Source organism: Streptomyces sp. DH12, assembly GCF_020873895.1.
Taxonomy (GTDB): domain Bacteria; phylum Actinomycetota; class Actinomycetes; order Streptomycetales; family Streptomycetaceae; genus Streptomyces.
Window position 1 is genome coordinate 115,818 of the sequence record NZ_JAHWGT010000011.1, and the last position, 22,664, is coordinate 138,481.

Annotated in this window: 25 protein-coding genes; 6 read left to right on the forward strand and 19 right to left on the reverse strand. The window is 73.8% G+C overall.

Annotated features, from left to right (window positions below):
- Positions 1 to 86 precede the first annotated feature (86 nt).
- From LPA54_RS12655 to LPA54_RS12700, 10 genes are all read right to left on the reverse strand, one after another.
- Entirely contained in the window at positions 87 to 677 is a 591-nt protein-coding gene (locus LPA54_RS12655; RefSeq protein ID WP_228976874.1) for a flavodoxin family protein, read from the reverse strand.
- Positions 678 to 852: 175 nt separating this feature from the next.
- Positions 853 to 1,719 (reverse strand): bifunctional DNA-formamidopyrimidine glycosylase/DNA-(apurinic or apyrimidinic site) lyase, encoded by an 867-nt coding sequence (gene mutM / locus LPA54_RS12660; protein ID WP_228976876.1) that lies wholly within the window; start codon positions 1,717 to 1,719, stop codon positions 853 to 855.
- 126 nt (positions 1,720 to 1,845) lie between these two features.
- Positions 1,846 to 2,715 (reverse strand): ribonuclease III, encoded by an 870-nt coding sequence (gene rnc / locus LPA54_RS12665; RefSeq protein WP_228976879.1) that lies wholly within the window; start codon positions 2,713 to 2,715, stop codon positions 1,846 to 1,848.
- A gap of 20 nt (positions 2,716 to 2,735) precedes the next feature.
- Positions 2,736 to 2,909, reverse strand: coding sequence for a 50S ribosomal protein L32 (rpmF, locus tag LPA54_RS12670; protein WP_015036448.1), 174 nt, complete (start codon positions 2,907 to 2,909; stop codon positions 2,736 to 2,738).
- Positions 2,910 to 2,911: 2 nt separating this feature from the next.
- Positions 2,912 to 3,526 carry a DUF177 domain-containing protein gene (locus LPA54_RS12675; protein ID WP_228976881.1) on the reverse strand — a complete coding sequence of 205 codons (615 nt, stop codon included), beginning with the start codon at positions 3,524 to 3,526 and terminating at the stop codon, positions 2,912 to 2,914.
- Between the two features lie 218 nt (positions 3,527 to 3,744).
- A complete protein-coding gene (locus tag LPA54_RS12680; protein ID WP_228976883.1) occupies positions 3,745 to 4,935 on the reverse strand; it encodes an ATP synthase F0 subunit B in 1,191 nt (396 codons plus the stop codon).
- Positions 4,936 to 5,046: 111 nt separating this feature from the next.
- The gene (gene coaD / locus LPA54_RS12685) at positions 5,047 to 5,526 is read right to left on the reverse strand and encodes a pantetheine-phosphate adenylyltransferase (protein WP_228977001.1); all 480 of its coding nucleotides are present in this window, start codon (positions 5,524 to 5,526) and stop codon (positions 5,047 to 5,049) included.
- A 26-nt stretch (positions 5,527 to 5,552) separates the two neighbouring features.
- A complete protein-coding gene (rsmD, locus tag LPA54_RS12690; protein WP_228976884.1) occupies positions 5,553 to 6,137 on the reverse strand; it encodes a 16S rRNA (guanine(966)-N(2))-methyltransferase RsmD in 585 nt (194 codons plus the stop codon).
- 178 nt (positions 6,138 to 6,315) lie between these two features.
- A complete protein-coding gene (gene recG / locus LPA54_RS12695; RefSeq protein WP_228976886.1) occupies positions 6,316 to 8,532 on the reverse strand; it encodes an ATP-dependent DNA helicase RecG in 2,217 nt (738 codons plus the stop codon).
- Positions 8,533 to 8,604: 72 nt separating this feature from the next.
- Entirely contained in the window at positions 8,605 to 10,365 is a 1,761-nt protein-coding gene (locus LPA54_RS12700; RefSeq protein ID WP_228976888.1) for a DAK2 domain-containing protein, read from the reverse strand.
- Between the two features lie 279 nt (positions 10,366 to 10,644).
- Here LPA54_RS12700 and rpmB point away from each other — a divergent pair, with 279 nt between their 5' ends.
- Entirely contained in the window at positions 10,645 to 10,830 is a 186-nt protein-coding gene (gene rpmB / locus LPA54_RS12705; protein WP_003957616.1) for a 50S ribosomal protein L28, read from the forward strand.
- Between the two features lie 174 nt (positions 10,831 to 11,004).
- Here the strand turns inward: rpmB and thiD are convergent, their stop codons facing one another.
- Positions 11,005 to 11,814 (reverse strand): bifunctional hydroxymethylpyrimidine kinase/phosphomethylpyrimidine kinase, encoded by an 810-nt coding sequence (gene thiD / locus LPA54_RS12710; RefSeq protein ID WP_228976891.1) that lies wholly within the window; start codon positions 11,812 to 11,814, stop codon positions 11,005 to 11,007.
- Entirely contained in the window at positions 11,811 to 12,785 is a 975-nt protein-coding gene (locus LPA54_RS12715; RefSeq protein ID WP_228976892.1) for a thiamine-phosphate kinase, read from the reverse strand. Before LPA54_RS12715 ends, thiD begins: the two co-directional genes overlap by 4 nt.
- Before the next feature lie 263 nt (positions 12,786 to 13,048).
- On the opposite strand from LPA54_RS12715, the gene LPA54_RS12720 reads away from it, so the two are divergent.
- Entirely contained in the window at positions 13,049 to 13,282 is a 234-nt protein-coding gene (locus LPA54_RS12720) for an Lrp/AsnC family transcriptional regulator (protein WP_228976894.1), read from the forward strand.
- A gap of 20 nt (positions 13,283 to 13,302) precedes the next feature.
- Positions 13,303 to 13,785, forward strand: a complete 483-nt coding sequence (locus LPA54_RS12725; protein WP_228976897.1) for a DUF3515 family protein — start codon at positions 13,303 to 13,305, stop codon at positions 13,783 to 13,785.
- 91 nt (positions 13,786 to 13,876) lie between these two features.
- Here the strand turns inward: LPA54_RS12725 and LPA54_RS12730 are convergent, their stop codons facing one another.
- The 3 genes from LPA54_RS12730 to LPA54_RS12740 are packed head-to-tail and all read right to left on the reverse strand — an operon-like array spanning position 13,877 to position 16,819.
- Complete coding sequence (locus tag LPA54_RS12730; RefSeq protein WP_228976899.1) at positions 13,877 to 15,025, reverse strand: D-alanine--D-alanine ligase family protein; 1,149 nt, start codon at positions 15,023 to 15,025, stop codon at positions 13,877 to 13,879.
- Between the two features lie 34 nt (positions 15,026 to 15,059).
- On the reverse strand, positions 15,060 to 16,070 hold the full coding sequence (locus LPA54_RS12735; protein ID WP_228976905.1) for an NAD(P)H-dependent glycerol-3-phosphate dehydrogenase: 1,011 nt from the start codon (positions 16,068 to 16,070) through the stop codon (positions 15,060 to 15,062).
- Complete coding sequence (locus LPA54_RS12740; RefSeq protein ID WP_228976908.1) at positions 16,067 to 16,819, reverse strand: 1-acyl-sn-glycerol-3-phosphate acyltransferase; 753 nt, start codon at positions 16,817 to 16,819, stop codon at positions 16,067 to 16,069. The genes LPA54_RS12735 and LPA54_RS12740 overlap by 4 nt, the downstream gene beginning before the upstream one ends.
- Positions 16,820 to 16,966: 147 nt before the next feature.
- Between LPA54_RS12740 and cofC the strand changes: the two genes are divergently transcribed.
- Together cofC and LPA54_RS12750 are read left to right on the forward strand one after the other, a co-directional pair.
- Positions 16,967 to 17,659 (forward strand): 2-phospho-L-lactate guanylyltransferase, encoded by a 693-nt coding sequence (gene cofC, locus LPA54_RS12745; RefSeq protein WP_228976910.1) that lies wholly within the window; start codon positions 16,967 to 16,969, stop codon positions 17,657 to 17,659.
- 197 nt (positions 17,660 to 17,856) lie between these two features.
- A complete protein-coding gene (locus tag LPA54_RS12750) occupies positions 17,857 to 18,060 on the forward strand; it encodes a hypothetical protein (RefSeq protein WP_228976912.1) in 204 nt (67 codons plus the stop codon).
- A gap of 161 nt (positions 18,061 to 18,221) precedes the next feature.
- Here LPA54_RS12750 and LPA54_RS12755 read toward each other — a convergent pair whose 3' ends face one another.
- From LPA54_RS12755 to leuC, 4 genes are all read right to left on the reverse strand, one after another.
- Positions 18,222 to 18,902 carry an HU family DNA-binding protein gene (locus LPA54_RS12755; protein WP_228976914.1) on the reverse strand — a complete coding sequence of 227 codons (681 nt, stop codon included), beginning with the start codon at positions 18,900 to 18,902 and terminating at the stop codon, positions 18,222 to 18,224.
- 142 nt (positions 18,903 to 19,044) lie between these two features.
- Positions 19,045 to 19,272: a hypothetical protein gene (locus LPA54_RS12760; RefSeq protein ID WP_058942294.1), complete on the reverse strand. Its 228-nt coding sequence runs from the start codon at positions 19,270 to 19,272 to the stop codon at positions 19,045 to 19,047.
- A gap of 349 nt (positions 19,273 to 19,621) precedes the next feature.
- On the reverse strand, positions 19,622 to 20,215 hold the full coding sequence (gene leuD / locus LPA54_RS12765) for a 3-isopropylmalate dehydratase small subunit (protein WP_228976917.1): 594 nt from the start codon (positions 20,213 to 20,215) through the stop codon (positions 19,622 to 19,624).
- A gap of 6 nt (positions 20,216 to 20,221) precedes the next feature.
- A complete protein-coding gene (gene leuC, locus LPA54_RS12770; RefSeq protein WP_228976919.1) occupies positions 20,222 to 21,652 on the reverse strand; it encodes a 3-isopropylmalate dehydratase large subunit in 1,431 nt (476 codons plus the stop codon).
- A 199-nt stretch (positions 21,653 to 21,851) separates the two neighbouring features.
- Here leuC and ndgR point away from each other — a divergent pair, with 199 nt between their 5' ends.
- A complete protein-coding gene (ndgR, locus tag LPA54_RS12775; RefSeq protein WP_058942291.1) occupies positions 21,852 to 22,568 on the forward strand; it encodes an IclR family transcriptional regulator NdgR in 717 nt (238 codons plus the stop codon).
- Positions 22,569 to 22,664: the final 96 nt, after the last annotated feature.

A 22,664-nucleotide genomic window follows, 5' to 3' on the forward strand; every position in this document is an offset into this window, starting at 1 on the left:
CTGGCATCGCCTGTCGTCCGGCCGGAGGCGCCGCCGTCACGCCGAGGCCGCCCAGCCATGGTGCAGCGGCGGGTGGGAGGGCCGCGTCAGGTGGTGCGGGCGGTGCGGCCGGCGGTGAAGGTGGCGGCTGTGGTGGCCACGCGGCGGCCGAGGTGTTCGGCCGTGGCGATGTCCGCCTTGTGGACCGCCTCGGGGCCCTGGTCGTTGTTGGTCTGGGCGCTCGCGCCGGCGAAGATGCCGAGGCGGTTGAGGTCGTTCTCGGAGCCGGTGCTGGAGTTCCAGCCCGGCTTGAGGCCGAGGTTGATCCAGTGCATTCCGTGCTGGGCGGCGAGAGTCTGGAAGTAGTGCAGGGTGTGCGGCTTGTCGCCGCTCTTGGAGGCGGAGTTGGTGAACCCGGCCGCCAGCTTGTCCTGCCAGGCCCCGGTGAACCAGCGTCCGGACGTGGCCTCGGCGAAGGCGTGGAAGGCGCCGGAGGCCGTGCCCATGTACGTGGGCGAGCCGAAGACGATCGCGTCCGAGGCGTCCAGCAGCGCCCAGTCGGCCTCGGTCAGCTCGTCGACCCGCAGGAGCCGGGCGGTGGCGCCGGCGTCGGCGACGCCGTCCCGGACGGCCTCGGCGAGGACGGTGGTGTGGCCGTAGCCGGAGTGGTAGGCGATGGAAACGACGGGCGTGCTCATACGGTCTCCTCGTTCGGCGTGGTGCGCGCCGCGCGCCGTGTGCCGACGGTGCTGCGGTGGCGGCTCTCCCCGTCTTCAACGAGCCACGGCGGCGTGCGGCGACGTCAGCGAGTAGGCGTTCCCGTACGTACGTGTGCCCCGGGCCGCGTCCGGTAGTGGCGCCGGGCGGGGGCGGTCAGAGGTGCGGGGCCGGGCGCGGGGCGCGCTGGCAGCGCGGGCAGAAGTAGCTGGACCGGTTCATCCACGGGCGGCGGCGGATCGGTGTGCCGCACCGCCGGCAGGGCTCGTCCTCGCGCCCGTAGGCGTCGAGCGACCGGTCGAAGTAGCCCGACTCGCCGTTGACGTTGACGTACAGGCTGTCGAAGCTGGTGCCGCCGACCGCCAGCGCGGCGTTCATGACGTCCCGGACGTGGCCGAGCAGTTCGTACGAGCGCGGCCGGGTGAGGGCGGCGGTGGGGCGGTCGTAGTGGATCCGGCTGCGCCACAGGGCCTCGTCGGCGTAGATGTTGCCGACGCCGCTGATGAGGCTCTGGTCGAGCAGGGCCCGCTTGACGGTGGTGCGGCGCAGTCGCAGGGCGGCGTGGAAGGCGGCGTCGTCGAAGGCCGGGTCCAGGGGGTCGCGGGCGATGTGCGCGATGACGTCGGGCAGCCCCTGCGGGTCGGTCTCGTGGAGGGAGAGCCCGCCGAAGGTGCGCTGGTCGACGAAGCGCAGCTCGGTGCCGAGGGCGTCGTCGAAGCGTATGCGGACGCGCAGGTGCCGCTCGTCGGGGGCGTCCTCCGGCTGGACGAGGAGCTGGCCGCTCATGCCGAGGTGGCCGAGGACCGCGGCGTCCGCGTCGTCCAGCGGCAGCCACAGGTACTTGCCGCGCCGCCGGGCCGCGCCGACGCGGTGGCCGGCGAGGCGGGCCGCGAAGTCCTCGCCGCCCCCGACGTGCCGCCGGACGGCGCGCGGGTGCAGCACCTCCACGGCGGCGACGGTACGGCCGCTCACCCACCGTTCGAGGCCCCGCCGGACGACTTCGACCTCGGGCAGCTCGGGCACGGCGCTCCTGGTGGGGGGAGGGGAAGGGCGGGAACGGGGGAAGCCCCGCCGTACCGGGGATCCGGTGCGACGGGGCGGAAGCGGGTCGGGCGGCCGCCCGGCCCCCGAGGGGACCGGGCCGCCGCCTCAGGCCGAGGCCGGGTCGGCCGCGGCCGCCGCGTCGGGCGCGCCGGCGGGGCCCGCCGGCTCGGGAACGGGCGAGGGAGAGGGGTCGGCGACCTCTCCGGCCTCGGCCGCGGCCTTCGCCGCGGCTTCCCGCTCGTCCGCGGCGGCACGGATGGCCCGCCAGGCGGACTCCGCGGCCTGCTGCTCCGCTTCCTTCTTGCTGCGGCCGGTGCCGGTGCCGTACGAGACACCACCGACGCGGGCGGCAGCAGTGAAGGTCTTCTCGTGGTCCGGACCCGTCTCGGTGACCAGGTACTCCGGAACGCCGAGGCCCTCGGCCGCGGTCAGCTCCTGGAGGCTGGTCTTCCAGTCCAGGCCGGCGCCGAGGTTCGAGGACTTCTCGATCAGCGGGTCGAAGAGCCGGTGCACCAGCTCGGACGCCGCGTCGAGGCCCTGGTCGAGGTAGACCGCGCCGATCACCGCTTCGAGGGTGTCGGCGAGGATGGACGCCTTGTCCCGGCCGCCCGTGCCCTCTTCACCGCGGCCGAGCCGGATGAAGGAGCCCAGGTCGAGGCCGCGGCCGACCTCCGCCAGCGCACGCGAGTTGACCACCGCGGCCCGCAACTTGGCCAGCTGGCCTTCGGGCAGGTCGGGGTGGGTGCGGTACAGCGTGTCCGTGACCACCAGGCCGAGCACGGAGTCCCCGAGGAACTCCAGCCGCTCGTTGGTGGGCAGACCGCCGTTCTCGTACGCGTACGAACGGTGGGTCAGCGCACGCACCAGAAGGGCGGACTCGAGCTGGTACCCGAGCCGCCCTTCCAGAAGCGTGTGGGACGAGGCCGTGTTGTCCGCCTGCTTCTTGGCGTCATCCGCCGTTGTGTGGCTAGACACGGTGCCTCTCACCAGCCCGCTCAGACCGAGAGGACCTGGCGCTTGTTGTACGTGCCGCAGCTGGGGCACGCGATGTGCTGCAGCTTCGGCTCCTGGCAACGCTCGCACGAAACCAGGGTGGGGACCGCAGCCTTCCACTGCGACCGGCGGTGGCGCGTGTTGCTGCGCGACATCTTCCGCTTCGGAACAGCCACGGCTACTTCTCCTGCTTCTCGTCGACGCCCGCTTCGGCGCCGCTCATGTCGTCCTTCTCGTCGGTTCCGAGTGAACCGGCGAGTCCCTGCAGTGCCGCCCAACGGATGTCGACGGCGTCATGGTGGTGGTCCGGGTTCTCGTTCAGGTCGACGCCGCATTCGGCGCACAGCCCGGCACAGTCCTCCCGGCACACCGGCTGCATCGGCAGTGCGAGCACCACCGCATCACGCAGCACGGGCTCGAGGTCGAACATGCCGTCCTCGAGGGGGGTGATGTCCTCGTCGTCCTCGACGTCGTCGTCCGCGGCCGCCTTGCGGTGGCCCCGGGCATCGCCGCCGTCGGGGTCGGGATACGAGAACATCTCCTGGTAGTCCGCGGCGACCTCTCGGCGCAGCGGCTCCAGACACCTTACGCACTCCCCCTGAGCCGTGGCACGGGCGGTGCCCGTGACGAGCACCCCTTCCATGACCGACTCGAGGCGGAGGTCGAGCTCGACGGGCGAGCCCTCCGGTACGCCGATGACTCCGTCGATGCCGAGGTCGGCGGGGGCCGCCACCTCGCGGGTGATCCGCTGGAGGGCACCAGGACGCCGCCCCAGCTCGTGCGTGTCGAACACGAGGGGGTTGCGGTGGTCGAGGCGCGTACTCAGGGCTCTTCCTGCTTTCGGAATCTTTCGGAATCGGGAGGGGCCGCCTCACTCGTGCGCCCGTCGTCGCGACGGGGGCCGGGTGGGCAGCCGGGACCGCGGACGTACTCGCGACCGAAGAGCCAGGATACTGGACGCTTCGCCCAGGGCCCAATCGGGGCGGTCGCGGGCGGGAGGGGCGACCGGGGTCAGCGGCCCTGGCCGTGGCCCTGCTCGTAGCGGCGCAGCTGCTCCAGGTCGATCATGCCGGTGTCGAAGAAGCTCGTCTCGTCCAGTGCGCCGCCCTGCTGCGCCGGCGGGAGCGGGGGCGCCGGGGGCTGCTGCTGGTAGGCGTACGGGTCGGGGTCGCCGCCGTAGCCCTGGGGCTGGGCGTAACCGGCCTGGTCGTAGCCCTGGGTGCCGCCGTGGTCGTAGCCCTGGGGAGCGGGGGCCTGGGCGTACCCCTGGGGGTCCTGGGCGGCGTAGCCCTGGGGCGTCTGGTCGTACCCCTGCTGCTGGTAGGCGTACGCGTCCTGCCGGTACGCGTAGGCGTCCTGCGGCTGCGGGTCCGCGTAGCCGTACGGGTCGGGCTGCCGGGCGGGCGGCGGCGGGGCCTGCGGCGGTACGGGGACGGCTGGGGGCACGGCGGGCGCCGCGGCCGGCTGGGGGTCGGCGAGCTCGGCGAGGCCTGCCAGGTAGTCGGCGTCGCTGGTGTGCGGCTGGAGCGGGCCCGCGGCGTCCTGGGCGGCCATGTGCTCGCCGAGGGCGTCGGCCTCGGACCGGCCGTGGAGCTTCTGGCGGCCGCGGCCGACCGCTTCGAGGGTCTTGCTGAGGACGGCCTCGAAGGCGCTCAGCTTGGCGTCGACGTAGGCGTCGGCCCGCTGGACGAGGGTCTGCGGGTCGGAGCTGTGCTCGGGGGCGTCCTCGTCGGCGTACCCCTGCTCGTCCAGGCCCGGGCCGCGGCCGAGGAGCTTCTCGCGCCCGCGGTCGACGGAGCCGATGGTCTTGGTGAGGACGACCTCGAAGTTGGCGAGCTTGGAGTCGACGTAGTCGTCGGCCTCGGCGCGGATCTCCTCGGCCTCGCGGCGGGCGTCGGCGAGGATGCGGTCGGCCTCCTCCTGCGACCTGCGGGCCACCTGGCTGTCGGAGACGAGGGAGCCGCGCTCGGCGTGGGCCGCCTCGATGATCCGCTCGGCCTCGCGGCGGGCCTGCTCGACCAGCTGCTCGCGGCCGCCGATGAGCTGTTCGGCCTGGGCGAGGGAGCCCGGCAGGGCCTGGCGCACCTCGTCCAGCATCGCGAGCAGTTCCGCTCGGTTCACCACGCAGGAGGCCGACATGGGCATGGAGCGGGCGTTCCCGACCGCCTCGACGATGTCGTCGAGCTTCTTCTGCACGTCCACCGTGTGCTCGCCACTCTCTACAGCCGGATGGGAAGACGGACGCCACGACTGTACGGCCAGCGGGCGTCCGCCGGAGACCATCTGACGTTTCGTCAGACGATCACCCGGGGGTCACTTCTCGCGCAGCCGGGCCACCAGCGCCTCGTGGACGGCCGGCGGCAGCAGGTGCGAGACGTCGCCGCCCCACGCCGCCACCTCCTTGACCAGGGAGGAGGAGAGGAAGCTGTAGGTGGGATTGGTCGGGACGAAGAGGGTCTCGACACCGGTGAGGCCGTTGTTCATCTGGGCCATCTGCAACTCGTAGTCGAAGTCGCTGACCGCGCGCAGCCCCTTGACGATGGCGGGGATGCCGCGGTCCTTGCAGAAGTCGACCAGCAGCCCGTGGTGGGCCTCGACCTCGACGTTGTCGTAGGCGCCGGTGACCTCGCGGATCAGGTCCATGCGCTCCTCGACGGTGAACAGGCCCTGCTTCGACTTGTTGATCATCACGGCCACGTGCACGACGTCGTACAGCTTGGAGGCGCGGGCGATGATGTCGAGATGTCCGTTGGTGATGGGGTCGAACGACCCCGGACAGACTGCTCGGCGCAACTGAAGTCCCTCGCTCTCCGGTCCGGTCATGGTGCGTCTTCGCACGTAGAGGCGGCGCGACCGTACCAAAACGTTCCCTCGCCGTAGCGACGGGCCCGTAGCGGCTCGAACCCTTCCGGCCAGCCGAATTCCCCACCCCTGGTGCTGCGCTCCACGGTGACGAGCGCGTCCTGCGCGAGCCACCCCTGGGCGCGGAGTGTGAGGAGTATCTCGCGAAGATCGTCGTCCGGGACGGCGTACGGCGGGTCCAGGAAGACCGCGTCGTACGGCTCGGCCGGCGCGGGGCCCGCGGTGGCCTGCTCGGCCCGGCCGGTGCGGACCTCGGCGCCCGGCAGGCCGAGGGCCCGGACGTTCTCCCGGACGGTGCGGGCGGCCCGGGCGTCGGCCTCGACGAGCAGGACGTGCGAGGCGCCGCGGGAGAGGGCCTCCAGCCCCACGGCGCCCGAACCGGCGTACAGGTCGGCGACGCGGATGCCGTCGAGGGTGCCGAGCAGCGACTCCCAGGTGGAGAACAGGCCCTCGCGCGCCCGGTCCGAGGTGGGTCGGGTGCCGTTGCCCGGCGGTACGGCCAGGCGGCGTCCGCCGGCCGCGCCGGCGATCACGCGGGTCATGTCGGTCCTTGTCTCGGTCGTCCCCGGGCGTCGGTCGTCCGCCGGCGGGGTCGGGGTCGGGCTCGGGCTCGGGCTGAGGCTCGGGCCCGGGCCGTCGGCGGGCGTCGGTCGTCCGCGGGCGTCGGTCGGCTCCCGCGGTCTCGGTTCCACGATATGGGCAGAGCGGTCCGGGCGTGCGTCAGCCCTTCTCCAGGTACTGCTCCCGCTCCTCGTCGAGGAGGGCGGCCAGCGCGGTGCGCAGCTCCGGGAGGTGCTCCAGCCCGGGGTCGGCGGCGACGACGGCCACCGCCTCCTCGCGGGCGGCGGCGATGACCTCCTCGTCCTCGATGACGGCCAGCACGCGCAGGGAGGAGCGGACGCCCGACTGGGCCTGGCCGAGCACGTCGCCCTCGCGGCGCTGCTCCAGGTCGATGCGGGACAGCTCGAAGCCGTCGAGGGTGGCGGCGACGGCGGCGAGGCGCCCGCGGGCCGGGCTCGCCTCGGGCATCTCGGTGACCAGGAGGCAGAGCCCCGGGGCGGAGCCGCGACCCACCCGGCCGCGCAGCTGGTGCAGCTGGGAGACGCCGAACCGGTCCGCGTCCATGATCACCATGGCGGTGGCGTTGGGGACGTTCACGCCGACCTCGATGACGGTCGTCGCGACCAGGACGTCGACGTCGCCCGCGGCGAAGCGGCGCATCACGGCGTCCTTGTCGTCGGGGGCCATCCTGCCGTGCAGGGCCTCGACGCGCAGGCCCGCCAGCGGGCCCTTCGCGAGCTGGTCGGCGACGTCCAGGACGGCGAGCGGCGGCCGCTTGTCGGCCCCGTCCTCGGCGGCCTTCCTCTTCTCGTCCTTCCTCTCGTCCTCCTCGTCGCCGATGCGGGGGCAGACCACGTACGCCTGGTGGCCGCCCTCCACCTCCTCGCGGACCCGCTCCCAGGCGCGGGCCAGGAAGTGCGGCTTGTCGGCGGCGGGCACGACGTGGCTGGCGATCGGGGAGCGGCCGGCGGGCAGCTGGTCCAGGACGGAGGTCTCCAGGTCGCCGAAGACGGTCATGGCGACCGTGCGCGGGATGGGCGTGGCCGTCATGACCAGCAGGTGCGGCGGCTGCTTGCCCTTGCCGCGCAGAGCGTCGCGCTGCTCGACGCCGAAGCGGTGCTGCTCGTCCACGACCACCAGGCCCAGGTCGTGGAACTTGACCTTGTCCTCGATCAGCGCGTGGGTGCCGATGACGATGCCCGCCTCGCCGGTGACGAGGTCGAGCAGGGCCTGGCGGCGCGCGGCGGTGCTCATGGAGCCGGTGAGCAGCACGACCTTGGTGGCGTGCTCGGCACCGCCGAGCATGCCGCCCTGGGCGAGCTCGCCCATCATCTCGGTGACGGAGCGGTGGTGCTGCTGGGCGAGGACCTCGGTCGGCGCGAGCATCGCGGCCTGCCCGCCCGCGTCGACGACGGCGAGCATCGCCCGCAGCGCGACCATCGTCTTGCCGCTGCCGACCTCGCCCTGGAGGAGGCGGTGCATGGGGTGCTCGGTGGCCAGGTCGTCGAAGATCTCCTTCGACACCTTCTGCTGGCCCTCGGTGAGGGTGAACGGCAGCCGGGCGTCGAAGGCGTCCAGCAGTCCGCCCGGGACCGGCCTGCGCGCCACCGCGGGCAGTTGGGCGTCGGCGTACCGCCGGCGGGCGAGGGCGACCTGGAGGACGAACGCCTCGTCCCACTTGAGCCGTTCGCGGGCCTCGGCGACGTCGGCCCTGGTGCGGGGGCGGTGGATCCTGCGCAGGGCGTCGGGGAGGTCGGTGAGGCCGCGGCCCTCGCGCAGCGCGGGCGGCAGCGGGTCGAGCGCGTCCGCCGCGCGGGGCAGCACCGCGTCGACCGCCTTGGCGATCTTCCAGGACTCCAGCTTGGTCGTGGCGGGGTAGATCGGGATGAGCGCCCCGGCCCAGCTGTCGACGGCGCCCTCGCCCTCCTCGCCGCGCAGCAGCTCGTACGCGGGGTGGGCGAGCTGCGTCTTGCGGTTGAAGACGGAGACCTTGCCGGAGAACATCGCGCGCGTGCCGGGCAGGAGGTCCTTGTGCGGCTTGTGGACGCCCTTGCCGAAGAAGACCAGTTGCAGCCGGCCGCTCCCGTCGGTGATGGTCACCTCCAGGCGCTGGCCGCGCCCCCTGGCGCCGTTGAACGTCAGCACGCGCGCGTCGGCGACGCGGGCCACCACCGTGACGTGCTCGTCGAGCGGCAGGTCGGCGAGCGTGGTCAGCTCGCCGCGCTCGGCGTACCGCCGCGGGTAGTGGTGCAGGAGGTCGCCGACCGTGTGCAGGTCGAGGGCCTCGGCCATCACCTTGGCCGTGGCCGGGCCGAGCACCTTCTTCAGCGGCTCACCGAGCACAGCGTCCCTCCCTCGTGGTCGCAACGCCTCCATTCCACACCACGCCGCCGACAGCGGGCGGCAGCCCCGCGGCCGGGGCCCGTCAGCGCGGGGCGGGCGCGGGGGTCACTCGACCCCGATGAGCAGCGGCGCGTGCAACCGGCCGCCGTGGTGGACGCAGGTGTCGACAGCGAGGTGCCGGCCGCGTACGTGCGCCTCCAGACGGGACGCGAGGGTCGGCGGGGCGTCCGCGGCCAGGACCAGGGTGACCAGTTCGCCGCCGCCCGACAGCATCCGGTCCAGGACGTCCTCGGCCGTCCGCGCCAGGTCGTCGCCGATCACGGCGACGTCGCCGTCGATGAGCCCGAGGACGTCGCCGGCCTGGCACACGCCGGCGGAGGTGAACGACTGGTGCTCGGCGCAGGCCACTTCGCCGTACCGGGTGGCGCCGGCCGCCGCGGTCATGGCGACGACGTCCTCGTCGAAGCGGCGCCCCGGCTCGTGGACGGCGAGCGCGGCGATGCCCTGGACGGCGGCCCGGGTGGGGATGAGGGCTACGCGGACGCCCTCGGTCCGGGCCTGCTCGGCGGCCGCGGCGGCGGTGTGGCGCAGCTCGGTCGCGTTCGGCAGGAGGACCACCTCCCGCGCGTGGGCCCGGCGGATCGCGTCGACCAGCTCGCCGCTGGCCGGGGGTTCGCCGGGGCGGGCGAGCACGGTGGTGGCGCCCGCGTGCGCGCACAGCTCGGCGAGTCCCTCACCGGGTACGACGGCGACGACGGCGCGCTGCGCCGGCTCGGCCGGTCCCGCGGCGGCCCTGGCGGCGTCGCCGGCGAAGTGGGTGACGCGGATGCGGTGCGGGCGGCCCGCCTCGATGCCGGCCTCCAGGGCGGCGCCCGCGTCGTCGACGTGGACGTGGACGTTCCACAGCCCGTCCCCGCCGACGACGACCAGGGAGTCGCCGAGGGTGTCGAGGCGGTCGCGCAGCCGGGCCACCGCGTCGTCGTCCGCCTCCAGCAGGTAGATCACCTCGTACGCGGGCCCGTCCGCCGCGCAGGGCTCCCCCGGGGCCGGCGCGGCGGGGCGCGGCGTGTCGGCGCCGCGGCGGGGGCGGCGCGTACGGGCGGGTGACTCGCCCGAGACGGCCTCCAGGAGGGCGCCCAGCACGGTGACGAGGCCGCGGCCGCCGGCGTCCACGACCCCGGCGCGGGCGAGCACGGCGAGCTGGGCCGGCGTCTCCTCCAGGGCGGCGCGGGCACCCTCGTACGCGGCGCGGGCCACGGCCTCCGGCGAGGGGCCGCCGGCCGCGGCGGCCGCCGGGTCACCGGCCGACGCGCCACCGCCCGTGGAAGCAGCGTCCGGGGAGGGAGCCTCCGGGGAAGCAGCGTCCGGGGAGGCAGCCTCCGTGGAGGCAGCGCCCACCGAGGCGTCGGCCGCGCGGGCGGCCGCCGCGGCGACGCTCAGGATCGTGCCCTCGACGGGGTGCGCCACGGCCTGACGGGCGGCGGCGGAGGCGGTGCGCAGCGCCTGTGCGAGGTGGGGTCCGTCACAGCCGCGGGACAGGACGCCGGCCATGCCGCGCAGCAGCTGCGCCAGGATGGTGCCGGAGTTGCCGCGGGCGCCGATCAGCGCGCCGTGGGCCATCGCGCGCACGGCGTCGGCGGGGCCCGGGGTGGTGCCGCCCGCGGCGTGCGCCGTGAAGACGGCCTCCACGGCCTGGGCGGCGGCCTCGACGGTCAGGTAGAGGTTGGTGCCGGTGTCCCCGTCGGCGACCGGGTAGACGTTGATCGCGTCGATCTCCTCGCGCTCCCGGCCGAGGGCGTCCAGGGCCAGTGCGCACCAGGCACGGATCGCTGCGGGGTCGAGGTCCCGCCCCAACTTGTCCGGCACCTGGTGATCCTCCTCGGGGGTCCCCCACGACCCGGGCGCCGGGTGTGGGCTGCACCGCAGGGTAGACCCCGGTCGGGGCGGGGGGCCGGGTCGGGTGCCCGCCCGTCCGTGGTAGTTTCGTTCTACCGAAGTGGCCGTTGTATGCTGCTCCGGTTGCCCGATGAAAGTCGGGACATCCCCCGGCAACGCCACTTCAGTCACCGACCTGCAAACGTCACCGACCTGATTCCGGCTCGCCGGATTTCACTGTAAGTGCATCTGAAGTCTTTGGAGTGACCCGTGGCTGCCAACTGCGACGTCTGCGGCAAGGGGCCGGGCTTCGGCAACAACATTTCGCACTCGCACCGCCGTACGTCCCGTCGCTGGAACCCGAACATCCAGCGCGTGCGTGCCGTGGTCGGTCGGACGCCGAAGCGGCTCAACGTCTGCACCTCGTGCATCAAGGCCGGCAAGGTCTCGCGCTAATCACGGTTCCCCGCGTAAGCGGGGGTGATCGCGGCGACGTTTCGTCGTAGCGCAGCCTCTGCGGTTGCCTTGGAAGCCGGTCCACCTTCGGGTGGGCCGGCTTCTTGCTGTACCCGGGCGCCGGCCGACCGCACGCCCCCTCCCACGGCGGGCGGGAGCGTGCGGTCGGAGCGGTCAGGGGGAGCGGAACCGCCAGCCGTGGTCGACCGGGCCGATCCCGCCGCCCAGGGCGAAGCCGGCCGCGATGGCCCCGGTGACGTACTCCTTCGCGCCGCGCACCGCGTCCGGCACGCTCCGGCCCCGCGCCAGGCCCGCGGCGACCGCGGAGGCGAGGGTGCAGCCCGTGCCGTGGGTGTGCCGGTTGTCGTGGCGCGGCGCCCGCAGCCAGTACTCCTCGCGGCCGTCGGTGAGCAGGTCGACCGCCTCGGCGCCGTCGGGCAGGTGCCCGCCCTTGATCAGCGCCCAGCGGGGCCCGAACTCCAGCACGGCGCCGGCGGCCCGCCGCAGGTCGCGCTCCGTCGCCACGCGCACCCCGGTGAGCTGGGTCACCTCGTCGAGGTTCGGCGTCGCCACCGTCGCCACCGGCAGCAGCCGCTCCCGTACGGAGTCGAGGGCGGACTCGGCGAGCAGGGAGTCACCGTGCTTGGAGACGCCGACCGGGTCGACGACCGCCGGGGCGTCCGTCCCGGCCAGCAGCTCGGCCACCGTCTCGACGAGCGGGGCCGACGCGAGCATGCCGGTCTTCACGGCCTGTACGCCGATGTCGTCGACGACGCTGCGGTACTGCGCCCGTACCGCCTCCTCCGGCAGCTCCCAGGCGCCCTGGACGCCCAGCGAGTTCTGCGCGGTGACGGCGGTGAGCACGCTCATGCCGTGGACGCCGAGGGCCAGCATCGTCTTCAGGTCCGCCTGGACGCCGGCGCCGCCGCCGGAGTCGGACCCGGCGACGGTCAGCACCCGCGGCGGGGCCGGGCGGCGGCTCACTCCCCGGCCCCGTACGGGCCGCCGAAGTGGTCCCAGCCGCCCGCGGTGTGCCAGGGGGCGCCGTCGACGGTGACCTGGGGCAGCGCCGAGGGGTTGAGGACGCCGCCGATGACCTTCCAGCGGGCGGGCAGCTTCACGTCCGGCGGGAAGGTCGCCACGATGGCGTGGTCCTCGCCCCCGGTGAGGACCCACTGGAGCGGGTCGACACCGACGGCCTGGCCGATGTCGTTCATCTGCGTGGGGATGTCGATGGCCGCCGAGCGCAGGTCGATGCGGACCTTGCTGGCCTCGGCGATGTGCCCGAGGTCGGCGATCAGGCCGTCGCTGACGTCGCACATCGCGGTGGCGCCCAGGGAGGCCGCCGCGGGACCCGCGTGGTACGGCGGCTCCGGGCGCCGGTGCGCCTCGACGAAGGCGCGGGGCGAGCGGAAGCCGCGGGAGAGGACCGCGTAGCCGGCGGCGGACCAGCCGAGCCAGCCGGTGTAGGCGACGACGTCGCCGGGCTGGGCGCCGCCCCGGGTGACCGGCTCGTGGTTGCGCAGGTCGCCGAGGGCGGTGATGGAGACGGTGATGGTCTCGCCGCGCACGACGTCGCCGCCGACCACGGCCGCCCCCGCGACCTGGCACTCGTCGCGCAGCCCGTCCATCAGCTCGGTGGGCCAGGTGGCGGGGAGTTCGGCGGGGACGACCAGGCCGAGGAGGAGCGCGGTGGGGACGGCGCCCATGGCGGCGATGTCGGCGAGGTTCTGCGCGGCGGCCTTCCGTCCGACGTCGTACGCGGTGGACCAGTCGCGCCGGAAGTGGCGGCCCTCCAGCAGGATGTCCGTGCTGGCGACCACGCGCCGGTCGGGTGCGGCCACGACGGCGGCGTCGTCCCCCGGCCCGATCCGTACCGCCGGGGTGGTGGTGAGCCGGGAGGTGAGCTCCCTGATGAGCCCGAACTCCCCGAGCTCGCCGACAGTGCCCTTCACCGAGGTCCACCTCTCCATGTCGTCGTGGGCTCACCGTACGACCGACTGGTCATCGTGCGGTTGCGGTCGCGAGCCGTCACTGCTGTGGTTACGGTCATTGAGACGGCCCCAGCCGTCAACTTCTGCCTGTCACGCGCCACACCGCGGGCGCGTCCGGACCCGGGGGTCTCCCCGCGGCGCGCGGCGACGCGGTACCGTGGCGTCCCTTTCTCCCCTGGGTCCTCGCAGCCCAGGATGATCCCCGCGGCCGCCCTGGAGGTTTCGTGGTACAGGCGTACATCCTGATTCAGACCGAGGTGGGGAAGGCGTCGCTGGTCGCCGACACCATCGGGAAGATCCCCGGCGTGCTCCAGGCCGAGGACGTCACCGGTCCGTACGACGTGATCGTGCGCGCCCAGGCCGACACGGTCGACGAGCTCGGCCGCATGGTCGTCGCCAAGGTCCAGCAGGTGGAAGGCATCACCCGTACGCTGACCTGCCCGGTCGTCCACCTGTAGCCCCCGTCTACGCTGAGCCGGTGAAGTCCTCCCACCGGTACCTCCGCCCGTCCGCCGCGGCCGGCGCCGCCGCCGTGCTGCTGGCGACGGCCGCGGGCTGTTCCACGGGCGCCGGGGCGCCGGTCCCGGTCCCCTCCCCGCCCGGGGAGGCGGCCGCCGCCTGCCGGGCGCTGCACGCGGAGCTTCCGGACACGGTCGCGGGCCTGGAACGGACCGGCACAAAGCCGCGTTCCGAACTGACCGCCGCCTGGGGGGACGGGGCGATCGTACTGCGCTGCGGGGTCCCCCGGCCCGCCAGGATGAGCGATCCGCAGGCCGAGGCGATCGAGGCGGACGGCGTGGCCTGGCTGGTCGAGCAGCGCGAGGGCGACGGTCCGCGCTTCACCTCCACGTACCGCAAGGCGTACGTGGAGGTGTCGCTGGACGAGCGGTTCGCGCACGACACGGGCCCGCTCGTGGCGTTCGCCGGCCCCGTGAGCAGGACCGTCCCGCCGAGCCTGTGACGCCGGGCCCGCGGCGCGGTGTCCGGCGGTGCCGGGCGCGTCGCGGACCGGGCGGGGCCGCCCGGGCAGGGCGGCGGTGGCGGCGGTGGCGCTAGCGCAGGCCGGTCGGGCGGCGCAGGGCCGCCTGGACGAGGCGGTCGACCAGCTCGGGGTAGTCCACTCCGCTCGCCTCCCACATGCGCGGGTACATCGAGATCGGGGTGAAGCCCGGCATGGTGTTGATCTCGTTGATGACGAACTCGCCCCCGTCAGTGAGGAAGAAGTCCGCGCGGACCAGCCCCTCGCAGGACGCCGCCTCGAACGCGGCGACGGCCAGCCGCTGCACCTCTGCGGTCTGCTCCGCCGTGATGGGGGCGGGTACGACGCCGGACGCCGAGTCGATGTACTTGGCGTCGAAGTCGTAGAAGTCGTGGTCGCCGACGGGCGGGATCCAGGCCGGGGCGCTGGCGCGCGGCCCGTCCTCGAACTCCAGGACGCCGCACTCGATCTCACGGCCGGTGAGCAGCGACTCGACGACGACCTTCGGGTCGTGGCGGCGGGCCTCGGCGACGGCGGCGTCCAGCCCGGACTCGTCCACGACCTTGGTGATGCCGATGGAGGAGCCGGCGCGGGCGGGCTTCACGAAGAGCGGCCAGCCGTGCTCGGCGGCGAAGTCGACGATCCGCCGGCGGGCGCCGGCCGGGTCGTTCTCCCACTCGCGGGGGCGGACCACGGTGTACGGGCCGACGGGCAGGCCGAAGGAGGTGAAGACGCGCTTCATGTACTCCTTGTCCTGGCCGACCGCCGAGGCGAGGACGCCGGCGCCGACGTAGGGCACGCCGGCGAGCTCCAGCAGGCCCTGGAGGGTGCCGTCCTCGCCGTACGGGCCGTGCAGCACGGGGAAGACCACGTCGACCTCGCCGAGGGCCTTCGGCACGGAGCTGGGCTCCGTGTAGACGATCTCCCGGCTGGTGGGGTCGGCGGAGAGCACGACGCTGCCCTCGGTGGACTCGGCCAGGTCGTCGACGCTGGGCAGCGCGCGGTCGGCGATGGCCATCCGCTCCGGGGCGTCGGCGGTCAGCGCCCAGCGGCCGTCGGTGGTGATGCCGATGGGCAGCACGTCGTACTTCGTCCGGTCGATGGCGCGCAGGACGGCGCCGGCCGTGACGACGGAGATGGCGTGCTCGGAGCTGCGTCCGCCGAAGACGACGGCCACGCGCGGCTTACGCCCGGGGCTGGTGGGGAGGTTCTCGCTGCTCATATCGCGTTGAGCGTACCCGCTCGTAGGGGCGGCGTCAGCGCCGCTCGGGCTTGGCGCTGCGCGACATCAGCTCCTTGAGGGCCACCATCGGCGGCTTTCCCTCGTGGACGATGCCGACGACGGTCTCGGTGATCGGCATGTCGACACCGTGCCGGTGCGCCAGGTCCAGGACGGACTGGCAGGACTTGACCCCTTCGGCGGTCTGGCGGGTGACCGCGATGGTCTCCTGGAGCGTCATGCCCTTGCCGAGGTTGGTGCCGAAGGTGTGGTTCCGGGAGAGCGGCGAGGAGCAGGTGGCGACGAGGTCGCCGAGGCCGGCCAGACCGGAGAAGGTGAGCGGGTCGGCGCCCATGGCGAGGCCCAGGCGGGTGGTCTCGGCGAGGCCGCGGGTGATGAGGGAGCCCTTGGCGTTGTCCCCGAGGCCCATGCCGTCCGCGATGCCGACGGCGAGGCCGATGACGTTCTTGACGGCGCCGCCCAGTTCGCAGCCGACGACGTCGGTGTTGGTGTACGGGCGGAAGTAGGGGGTGTGGCAGGCGGCCTGGAGCCGCCGGGCGACCGTCTCGTCGCGGCAGGCCACGACCGCGGCGGCCGGCATGCGGGCCACGATCTCCTTGGCGAGGTTGGGCCCGGTGACGACGGCGACGCGGTCGGCGCCGACGCCGGCGACCTCCTGCACGACCTCGCTCATCCGCTTGCAGGTGCCGAGTTCGACGCCCTTCATCAGCGACACGAGGACGGTGTCGGGGGCGAGCGCCGGCGCCCACGCGGCGAGGTTGCCGCGCAGCGTCTGGGACGGGATGGCCAGCACGGTGAAGTCGGCGCCGGCGGCCGCCTCGGCGGGGTCGCAGGTGGCGCGGAGGTTGGCGGGCAGTTCCACACCGGGGAAGTAGTCCGGGTTGGTCCGCGTGGTGTTGACGGCGTCGGCCACCTCGGGGCGGCGTCCCCACAGGGTGACGTCGCAGCCGGCGTCGGCGAGGACCACGCCGAAGGCCGTGCCCCACGAGCCGGTGCCGAAGACGGCTGCCTTGACGGGGCGTGTCACTTGGCTTCCTCCCCTGCGGCCCGGCGGCGCTGCGCCAGACGGGCCCTGCGGTGGTCGTACGGTTCGTCGGGTGCCTGTTCGCCGCGGATGTCCTCCAGGAGCGCGGTGATGGCCCGCATGATCTCCTCGGTGGCCTCGCGCAGCACCTCGTTGGTGGGCTCCACGTCGTGGAAGCGTGACAGGTCGACGGGCGGGCCCGCCACCACGGTCAGCGTCTTGCGCGGGAAGAGGCGGAGCCTGTCCCGCTTGGCGTAGGGCGGCATCGCCAGGTTGGCGCCCCACTGGGCGACGGGGATGACGGGCGCCTTGGTGAGCAGGGCGACGCGCGCGGCGCCGGTCTTGCCCGCCATGGGCCACATCTCGGGATCGCGGGTGAGGGTGCCCTCGGGGTAGAAGGCCACGCACTCGCCGCGCTCGATGGCGGCGACCGCGGCGCGGAAGGCGTCCAGGGCGTTGGTGGTCTCGCGGTACACGGGGATCTGCCCGGTGCCGCGGAGCATCATGCCGACGAAGGCGCCTTTGAACAGTCCGGCTTTCGCGAGGAACCGCGGTACGCGTCCGGTGTTGTACTGGTAGTGCGCGTACGAGAGCGGGTCGAGGTAGGAGTTGTGGTTGACGGCCGTGATGAATCCGCCGTCGGCCGGGATGTTCTCCGTTCCACGCCAGTCCCGCTTGAACAGAACCACCAACGGCGGTTTTGCGATGACCGCCGCGAGGCGGTACCAGAAGCCGATTCTGCGGCGGGACACGCGGACACCTTCCTGCGGGACTGCGGGGAACTCGCTCTGGGCGGGGGTCAAGTGTCGCCCCGGTCCCCTGCTCTGTCGAGAACACGGTACGCCCCGCCTCCCGGGCGGGCTCTCCGGGTCGTGGCCGGTCGCGCCACAATGGTCGGGATGGACACGGACGGAGAGCCGGCGGCGCGGGCCGGCGCGGAGCGGGCCGCGGGCGGGCCCTGGTCGGTGGTGGTGCCGCTGAAACCCCTCGCCCTCGCCAAGAGCAGGCTCTCGGACGCCGTCGGCCCGGTGGAGCGGCGGGGGCTCGCGCTGGCGTTCGCGCAGGACACGGTGGCGGCGGCGCTGGCCTGCCCGGCGGTAGGGGATGTGGTGGTCGTCACGGACGACCCGCGGGCCGGCCGGGCCCTGCGGGCGCTCGGCGCGCGGGTGCTGCCCGACCGGCCCGGGGCAGGGCTCAACGCGGCTCTCGCGTACGGCGCCGGAGCGGTGCGGGAGCGGCGGCCGCGGGCGGCGGTGGCGGCACTCAACGCCGACCTGCCGGCGCTGCGCCCGGTGGAGCTGGCGCGGGTGCTGGCGGTGGCGGCGGTTTTCCCGCGGGCCTTTCTGGCGGATGCCGCGGATATCGGTACGACTTTCCTGTCGGCGGCGCCGGGAATGCAATTGCGGCCGGCTTTCGGGGGCGCGTCGCGGAGTCGGCATTCGGCGTCGGGCGCGGTGGAAATCCTGCTCGCCGGAGTGCCCTCCGTGCGCCGGGACGTGGACACGGGGGCGGACCTGCGGGCGGCGCTGGGGCTGGGCGTGGGCCCGTGGACGGCCGCGCGCTGCCGGGCGGCGGCACGTTCGGCGGGGTGAGCGGGCGCGGGGCGACGGGCGGCGGCCCGGACGGCGGGCAGGCGCCCGGCGCGGGCGGTCGGCTGGGCGGCCTGCGGGGTGGTCTGCGGGGCGGTGGCCGAGCGGTCCGGCGGGGCCGGTGGTGTGGCCGCAGGAGGGCCCCGGCGGGGCGTGGAGCGGCGGCGCGGGGCGCGGGACGGCGGGATAGGCTGCGGGGCATGCAGGCGACCGCGTACACGTACGACCCCGAGACCCGCAGCGGCAGCGTGCTGCTGGACGACGGCACCCCGGTGGAGTTCGGCGCGGAGGCGTTCGACGCGGGCGGGCTGCGGCTGCTGCGACCCGGGCAGCGCGTGCGGATCGAGACGGAGGGGCCCGCCGACGCCCCGCGGATCACGCTGGTGACGCTGCAGACCTTCTGACTCCCGCCACGCCCCGCCGCGTCCCGACGGCTCGCGGGGACACGGCGGGCCGGGCTCCCCCGAGGGAAGCCCGGCCCCGCGTGCGAGTGGCCCGATGGGAGGCGCGGCCCGGTACGGCGCCGTGGGCGCCGGTGGGCGGTCCGTGGGGTGGCGGCCGCCGGCTACTTGCTCCTGGCGGCGGTCTTCTTGGCGGGCGTGGTCTTGCGCGCGGTGGTCTTCTTGGCCGGCGCCTTCTTGGCGGTGGCCTTCTTCGCGGGGGCGGTCTTCTTCGCCGTGGTCTTCTTGGCGGTGGCGTTGGCGGTGGTGGCCTTCTTCGCCGGGGTCGCCTTCTTGGCGGTGGTGGCCGAGGTGCTCTTCTTGGCGGCGGCCGTGGTGGTCTTCTTCGCCGGGGTCGCCTTCTTCGTGGCGGCGGCGGTGGTCTTCTTGGCGGGCGACGCCGTCTTCTTGGCGGCGGCCTTCTTGGTCGCGGCCTTCTTGGCGGCGGCCTTGGCGATGGTGGGCGGGGGGCCCGAAAGGCTGCCCTTGGGGGCCTTCTTGACGGCGACCTCGCCGCCCTTGGGGAGCTTCTTGGAGCCGCTGACCAGGTCCTTGAAGCCCTGACCGGCGCGGAAGCGCGGAACCGAGGTCTTCTTGACCCGCACGCGCTCGCCGGTCTGCGGATTGCGGGCGTAGCGGGCCGGACGCTCGACCTTCTCGAACGAGCCGAAGCCGGTGACCGACACCCGGTCGCCGGCGACCACGGCACGGACGATCGCGTCGAGTACCGCGTCGACGGCGTCGGCGGCCTGCTGCCGGCCGCCCATCTTGTCGGCAATCGCTTCTACGAGCTGCGCCTTGTTCACGTCTTCCCCTTCGGAGACCTCGCCGGAACGAAAGTGTTCAAGCTTTTTCGCACGTTAGGCAGATATATACCGCAAATCAAACACGAAACGGGCTAATCACCCTTGTGCCGCAACGCAGTAGCGTTCCGCGGACATCGGGTGGTCAGTCCCCTTCAGGGAATCGGCCCTCGTCGAGGTCCTTCATCAGCCGGTCCAGACGCCTTGCCGCGTCCGCGAGATCGTGCTTCGCCGCGGCCGTGACGACCAGCAGCTTCCGGGACAGCGCCATCCTTACGCCCTCCGGGACTTGCAGTGCGCGCACCCGGGAGTGCGCTTCTTTCAGCCGGGCCGCGACCGCCTCGTAGAGCTCGAGTTGACTGTCGCGGTCCATGCACCGATTGTGCCATCTGGGGCGAGTTGTCGCCTCCGTAGGGGGTAACTACCCTGCGCGGGCGGCCATTCGGGGCACGGCCCGGCTCGGTCGGCGCGACAGGGTCCCCCTGCCCAACATGCCTGGTCGCAAACGTGGTTGCCGCTCTGCGGGGCCGCTTTTCGGCGTCGTCGCGCGGCGTTGGCGGGGGCCCGCGCCCAGGCGCGCGGTGTCAGCCGGATGGCCGCGTTCACATCCTCCGGCGGGGCCGGATGGGCGGTTTCACGCCAGTGCCGGACACGACGGTGCCCCCGGCCGTGTCGGCCGGGGGCACCGTGCGGTCCGCGCGGGGCTCGACGCCCCGGGCGGGTCAGGACTGGAGGGTGCGCGGCTTGTACGCCGGGCGCCTCGCCTCGTACGCGGCGATGTCCGCCTCGTTGCGCAGCGTGATGCTGATGTCGTCGAGGCCGTTGAGCAGCCGCCAGCGGGCGTTCTCGTCGAGCTCGAAGGGGGCGGTCACACCCTCGGCGCGGACCTCGCGGGCGACCAGGTCGACGGTGACCTCGGCCTGCGGGTCGGCCTCGGTCAGCTCCCACAGCCGGTCCACGGTCTGCTGGTCCAGGACCACCGTGAGCAGGCCGTTCTTCAGCGAGTTGCCGCGGAAGATGTCGGCGAAGCGGGAGGAGACGACCGCCTTGAAGCCGTAGTTCTGCAGCGCCCACACGGCGTGTTCGCGCGAGGAGCCGGTGCCGAAGTCGGGGCCGGCGACCAGGACGGTCGCGCCCTGCCGCTCGGGTCGGTTGAGGACGAACTCGGGGTCCTTGCGCCAGGCCTCGAACAGCCCGTCCTCGAAGCCGTCGCGCGTGACCTTCTTCAGCCAGTGGGCCGGGATGATCTGGTCGGTGTCGACGTTGCTGCGGCGCAGCGGGACGGCCCGGCCGGTGTGCGTGGTGAATGCTTCCATGACTGATCAGACTCCAGCGGGCGTACGGGTCTCGGCGTCGGACAGGTCGGCCGGGGAGGCCAGGTGGCCCAGGACCGCGGTGGCGGCGGCGACCTGCGGGGACACCAGGTGCGTACGGCCGCCCTTGCCCTGCCGGCCCTCGAAGTTGCGGTTGGAGGTGGACGCGGAGCGCTCGCCGGGCGCGAGTTGGTCGGGGTTCATGCCCAGGCACATGGAGCAACCTGCGTGCCGCCATTCGGCGCCCGCCTCCTTGAAGACGCGGTCCAGGCCCTCGTCGACGGCCTGGAGGCCCACCCGGGCGGAGCCGGGGACGACCAGCATGCGGATGCCGTCGGCGATCCTGCGGCCCTCCAGGACGGCGGCGGCGGCGCGCAGGTCCTCGATGCGGCCGTTGGTGCAGGAGCCGACGAAGACGGTGTCGACCCTGATGTCGCGCAGGGGCTGCCCGGCGGTGAGGCCCATGTACTCCAGCGCCTTCTCGGCGGCGAACCGCTCCGAAGCGTCTTCGTACGAAGCGGGGTCGGGGACGGACGCCGAAAGCGGAGCGCCCTGGCCGGGGTTGGTGCCCCAGGTGACGAACGGGGACAGCTCGGCGGCGTCGATGACGACCTCGGCGTCGAAGACGGCGTCGTCGTCGGTGCGCAGGGTCCGCCAGTACGCGACGGCCTCGTCCCAGTCGGCGCCCTCGGGGGCGTGGGCGCGGCCCCGCAGGTAGGCGAAGGTCGTCTCGTCGGGGGCGATCATCCCCGCGCGGGCGCCGGCCTCGATGGACATGTTGCAGATGGTCATGCGGGCCTCCATCGAGAGCTTCTCGATGGCGGAGCCCCGGTACTCCAGGACGTACCCCTGGCCGCCGCCGGTGCCGATGCGGGCGATGATGGCCAGGATGAGGTCCTTGGCGGTGACGCCGCCGGGCAGTTCGCCCTCGACGGTGATGGCCATGGTCTTGGGGCGGGCCATGGGCAGCGTCTGCGTGGCCAGCACGTGCTCGACCTGCGAGGTGCCGATGCCGAAGGCCAGCGCGCCGAAGGCGCCGTGGGTGGAGGTGTGCGAGTCGCCGCAGACGACCGTCATGCCGGGCTGGGTCAGTCCCAGCTGGGGGCCCACGACGTGGACGACGCCCTGCTCGACGTCGCCCAGCGGGTGCAGCCGGACGCCGAACTCCGCGCAGTTCCTGCGCAGGGTCTCCAGCTGGGCGCGGGAGACGGGGTCGGCGATGGGCTTGTCGATGTCGAGGGTCGGGGTGTTGTGGTCCTCGGTGGCGATGGTCAGGTCGAGCCTGCGGACCGGGCGGCCGCTCTTGCGCAGACCGTCGAAGGCCTGGGGGCTGGTCACCTCGTGCAGCAGGTGCAGATCGATGAAGAGGAGGTCGGGCTCGCCCTCGGCGCGCCGGACGACGTGGTCGTCCCAGACCTTCTCCGCGAGTGTCCTACCCATCGCTTTCCCTCCGGCCGGCGTGGTGTGCCGGCGATCTAGAGAACGTGCGCCCGCGCCCGTCCCACCCCGTGGACGCGCGCGGAACGCGCGCGCTGGACGCCGGCAGCGGACCCGTGGATCCCGGGCCGCCCCTCCAGGTTGGCAAGATCCCGGGAAAATTGAACTTGCGTTTCACAGAGTGAGACGTGAGTATCGTTGCATGGACAACTCTAGCGGCGTCGGCGTTCTCGACAAGGCAGCTCTGGTTCTGAGCGCTCTGGAGTCCGGTCCGGCCACCCTCGCCGGGCTGGTCGCGGCGACCGGGCTCGCACGACCCACGGCCCACCGGCTGGCCGTGGCACTGGAACACCACCGGATGGTGGCGAGGGACATGCAGGGCCGGTTCATCCTGGGCCCGCGGCTGGCCGAGCTGGCCGCCGCGGCCGGTGAGGACCGCCTGCTGGCCACGGCGGGACCGGTGCTCACGCATCTGCGCGACGTGACCGGGGAGAGCGCCCAGCTCTACCGTCGCCAGGGTGACATGCGGATCTGCGTGGCGGCCGCGGAGCGGCTGTCCGGCCTGCGGGACACGGTCCCGGTGGGCTCGACCCTGACGATGAAGGCCGGCTCGTCGGCGCAGATCCTGATGGCCTGGGAGGAGCCCGAGCGGCTGCACCGGGGCCTGCAGGGCGCCCGCTTCACGGCGACGGCCCTGTCGGGCGTGCGGCGCCGCGGCTGGGCGCAGTCGATCGGCGAGCGGGAGCCGGGCGTCGCGTCGGTCTCCGCGCCCGTGCGGGGCCCGTCCAACCGCGTGGTCGCCGCCGTCTCCGTCTCCGGGCCGATCGAGCGCCTGACCCGCCACCCGGGCCGTATGCACGCCCAGGCGGTCATCGACGCCGCCGGCCGCCTCTCGGAGGCCCTGCGCCGCTCCGGCTGACCCCCGGGCGGGGCCCTGTCCGCCCCGCTCACGTCCGACCGCGCACCGGCCGGCCCCTCCGACGCCGCAGGGGCCGGCCGGTCGCGTGTACGGGGC

Excerpts from the sequence above, each read along its gene's own strand:
- LPA54_RS12760 (WP_058942294.1), bottom strand. The coding sequence starts at position 19,272 with ATGGACCGCGACAGTCAACTCGAGCTCTACGAGGCGGTCGCGGCCCGG.
- LPA54_RS12655 (WP_228976874.1), bottom strand. The coding sequence starts at position 677 with ATGAGCACGCCCGTCGTTTCCATCGCCTACCACTCCGGCTACGGCCAC.
- ndgR (WP_058942291.1), top strand. The coding sequence starts at position 21,852 with ATGGACAACTCTAGCGGCGTCGGCGTTCTCGACAAGGCAGCTCTGGTT.
- cofC (WP_228976910.1), top strand. The coding sequence starts at position 16,967 with ATGGACACGGACGGAGAGCCGGCGGCGCGGGCCGGCGCGGAGCGGGCC.
- rsmD (WP_228976884.1), bottom strand. The coding sequence starts at position 6,137 with ATGACCCGCGTGATCGCCGGCGCGGCCGGCGGACGCCGCCTGGCCGTA.
- LPA54_RS12750 (WP_228976912.1), top strand. The coding sequence starts at position 17,857 with ATGCAGGCGACCGCGTACACGTACGACCCCGAGACCCGCAGCGGCAGC.
- leuC (WP_228976919.1), bottom strand. The coding sequence starts at position 21,652 with ATGGGTAGGACACTCGCGGAGAAGGTCTGGGACGACCACGTCGTCCGG.
- LPA54_RS12730 (WP_228976899.1), bottom strand. The coding sequence starts at position 15,025 with ATGAGCAGCGAGAACCTCCCCACCAGCCCCGGGCGTAAGCCGCGCGTG.
- recG (WP_228976886.1), bottom strand. The coding sequence starts at position 8,532 with ATGGAGGCGTTGCGACCACGAGGGAGGGACGCTGTGCTCGGTGAGCCG.
- leuD (WP_228976917.1), bottom strand. The coding sequence starts at position 20,215 with ATGGAAGCATTCACCACGCACACCGGCCGGGCCGTCCCGCTGCGCCGC.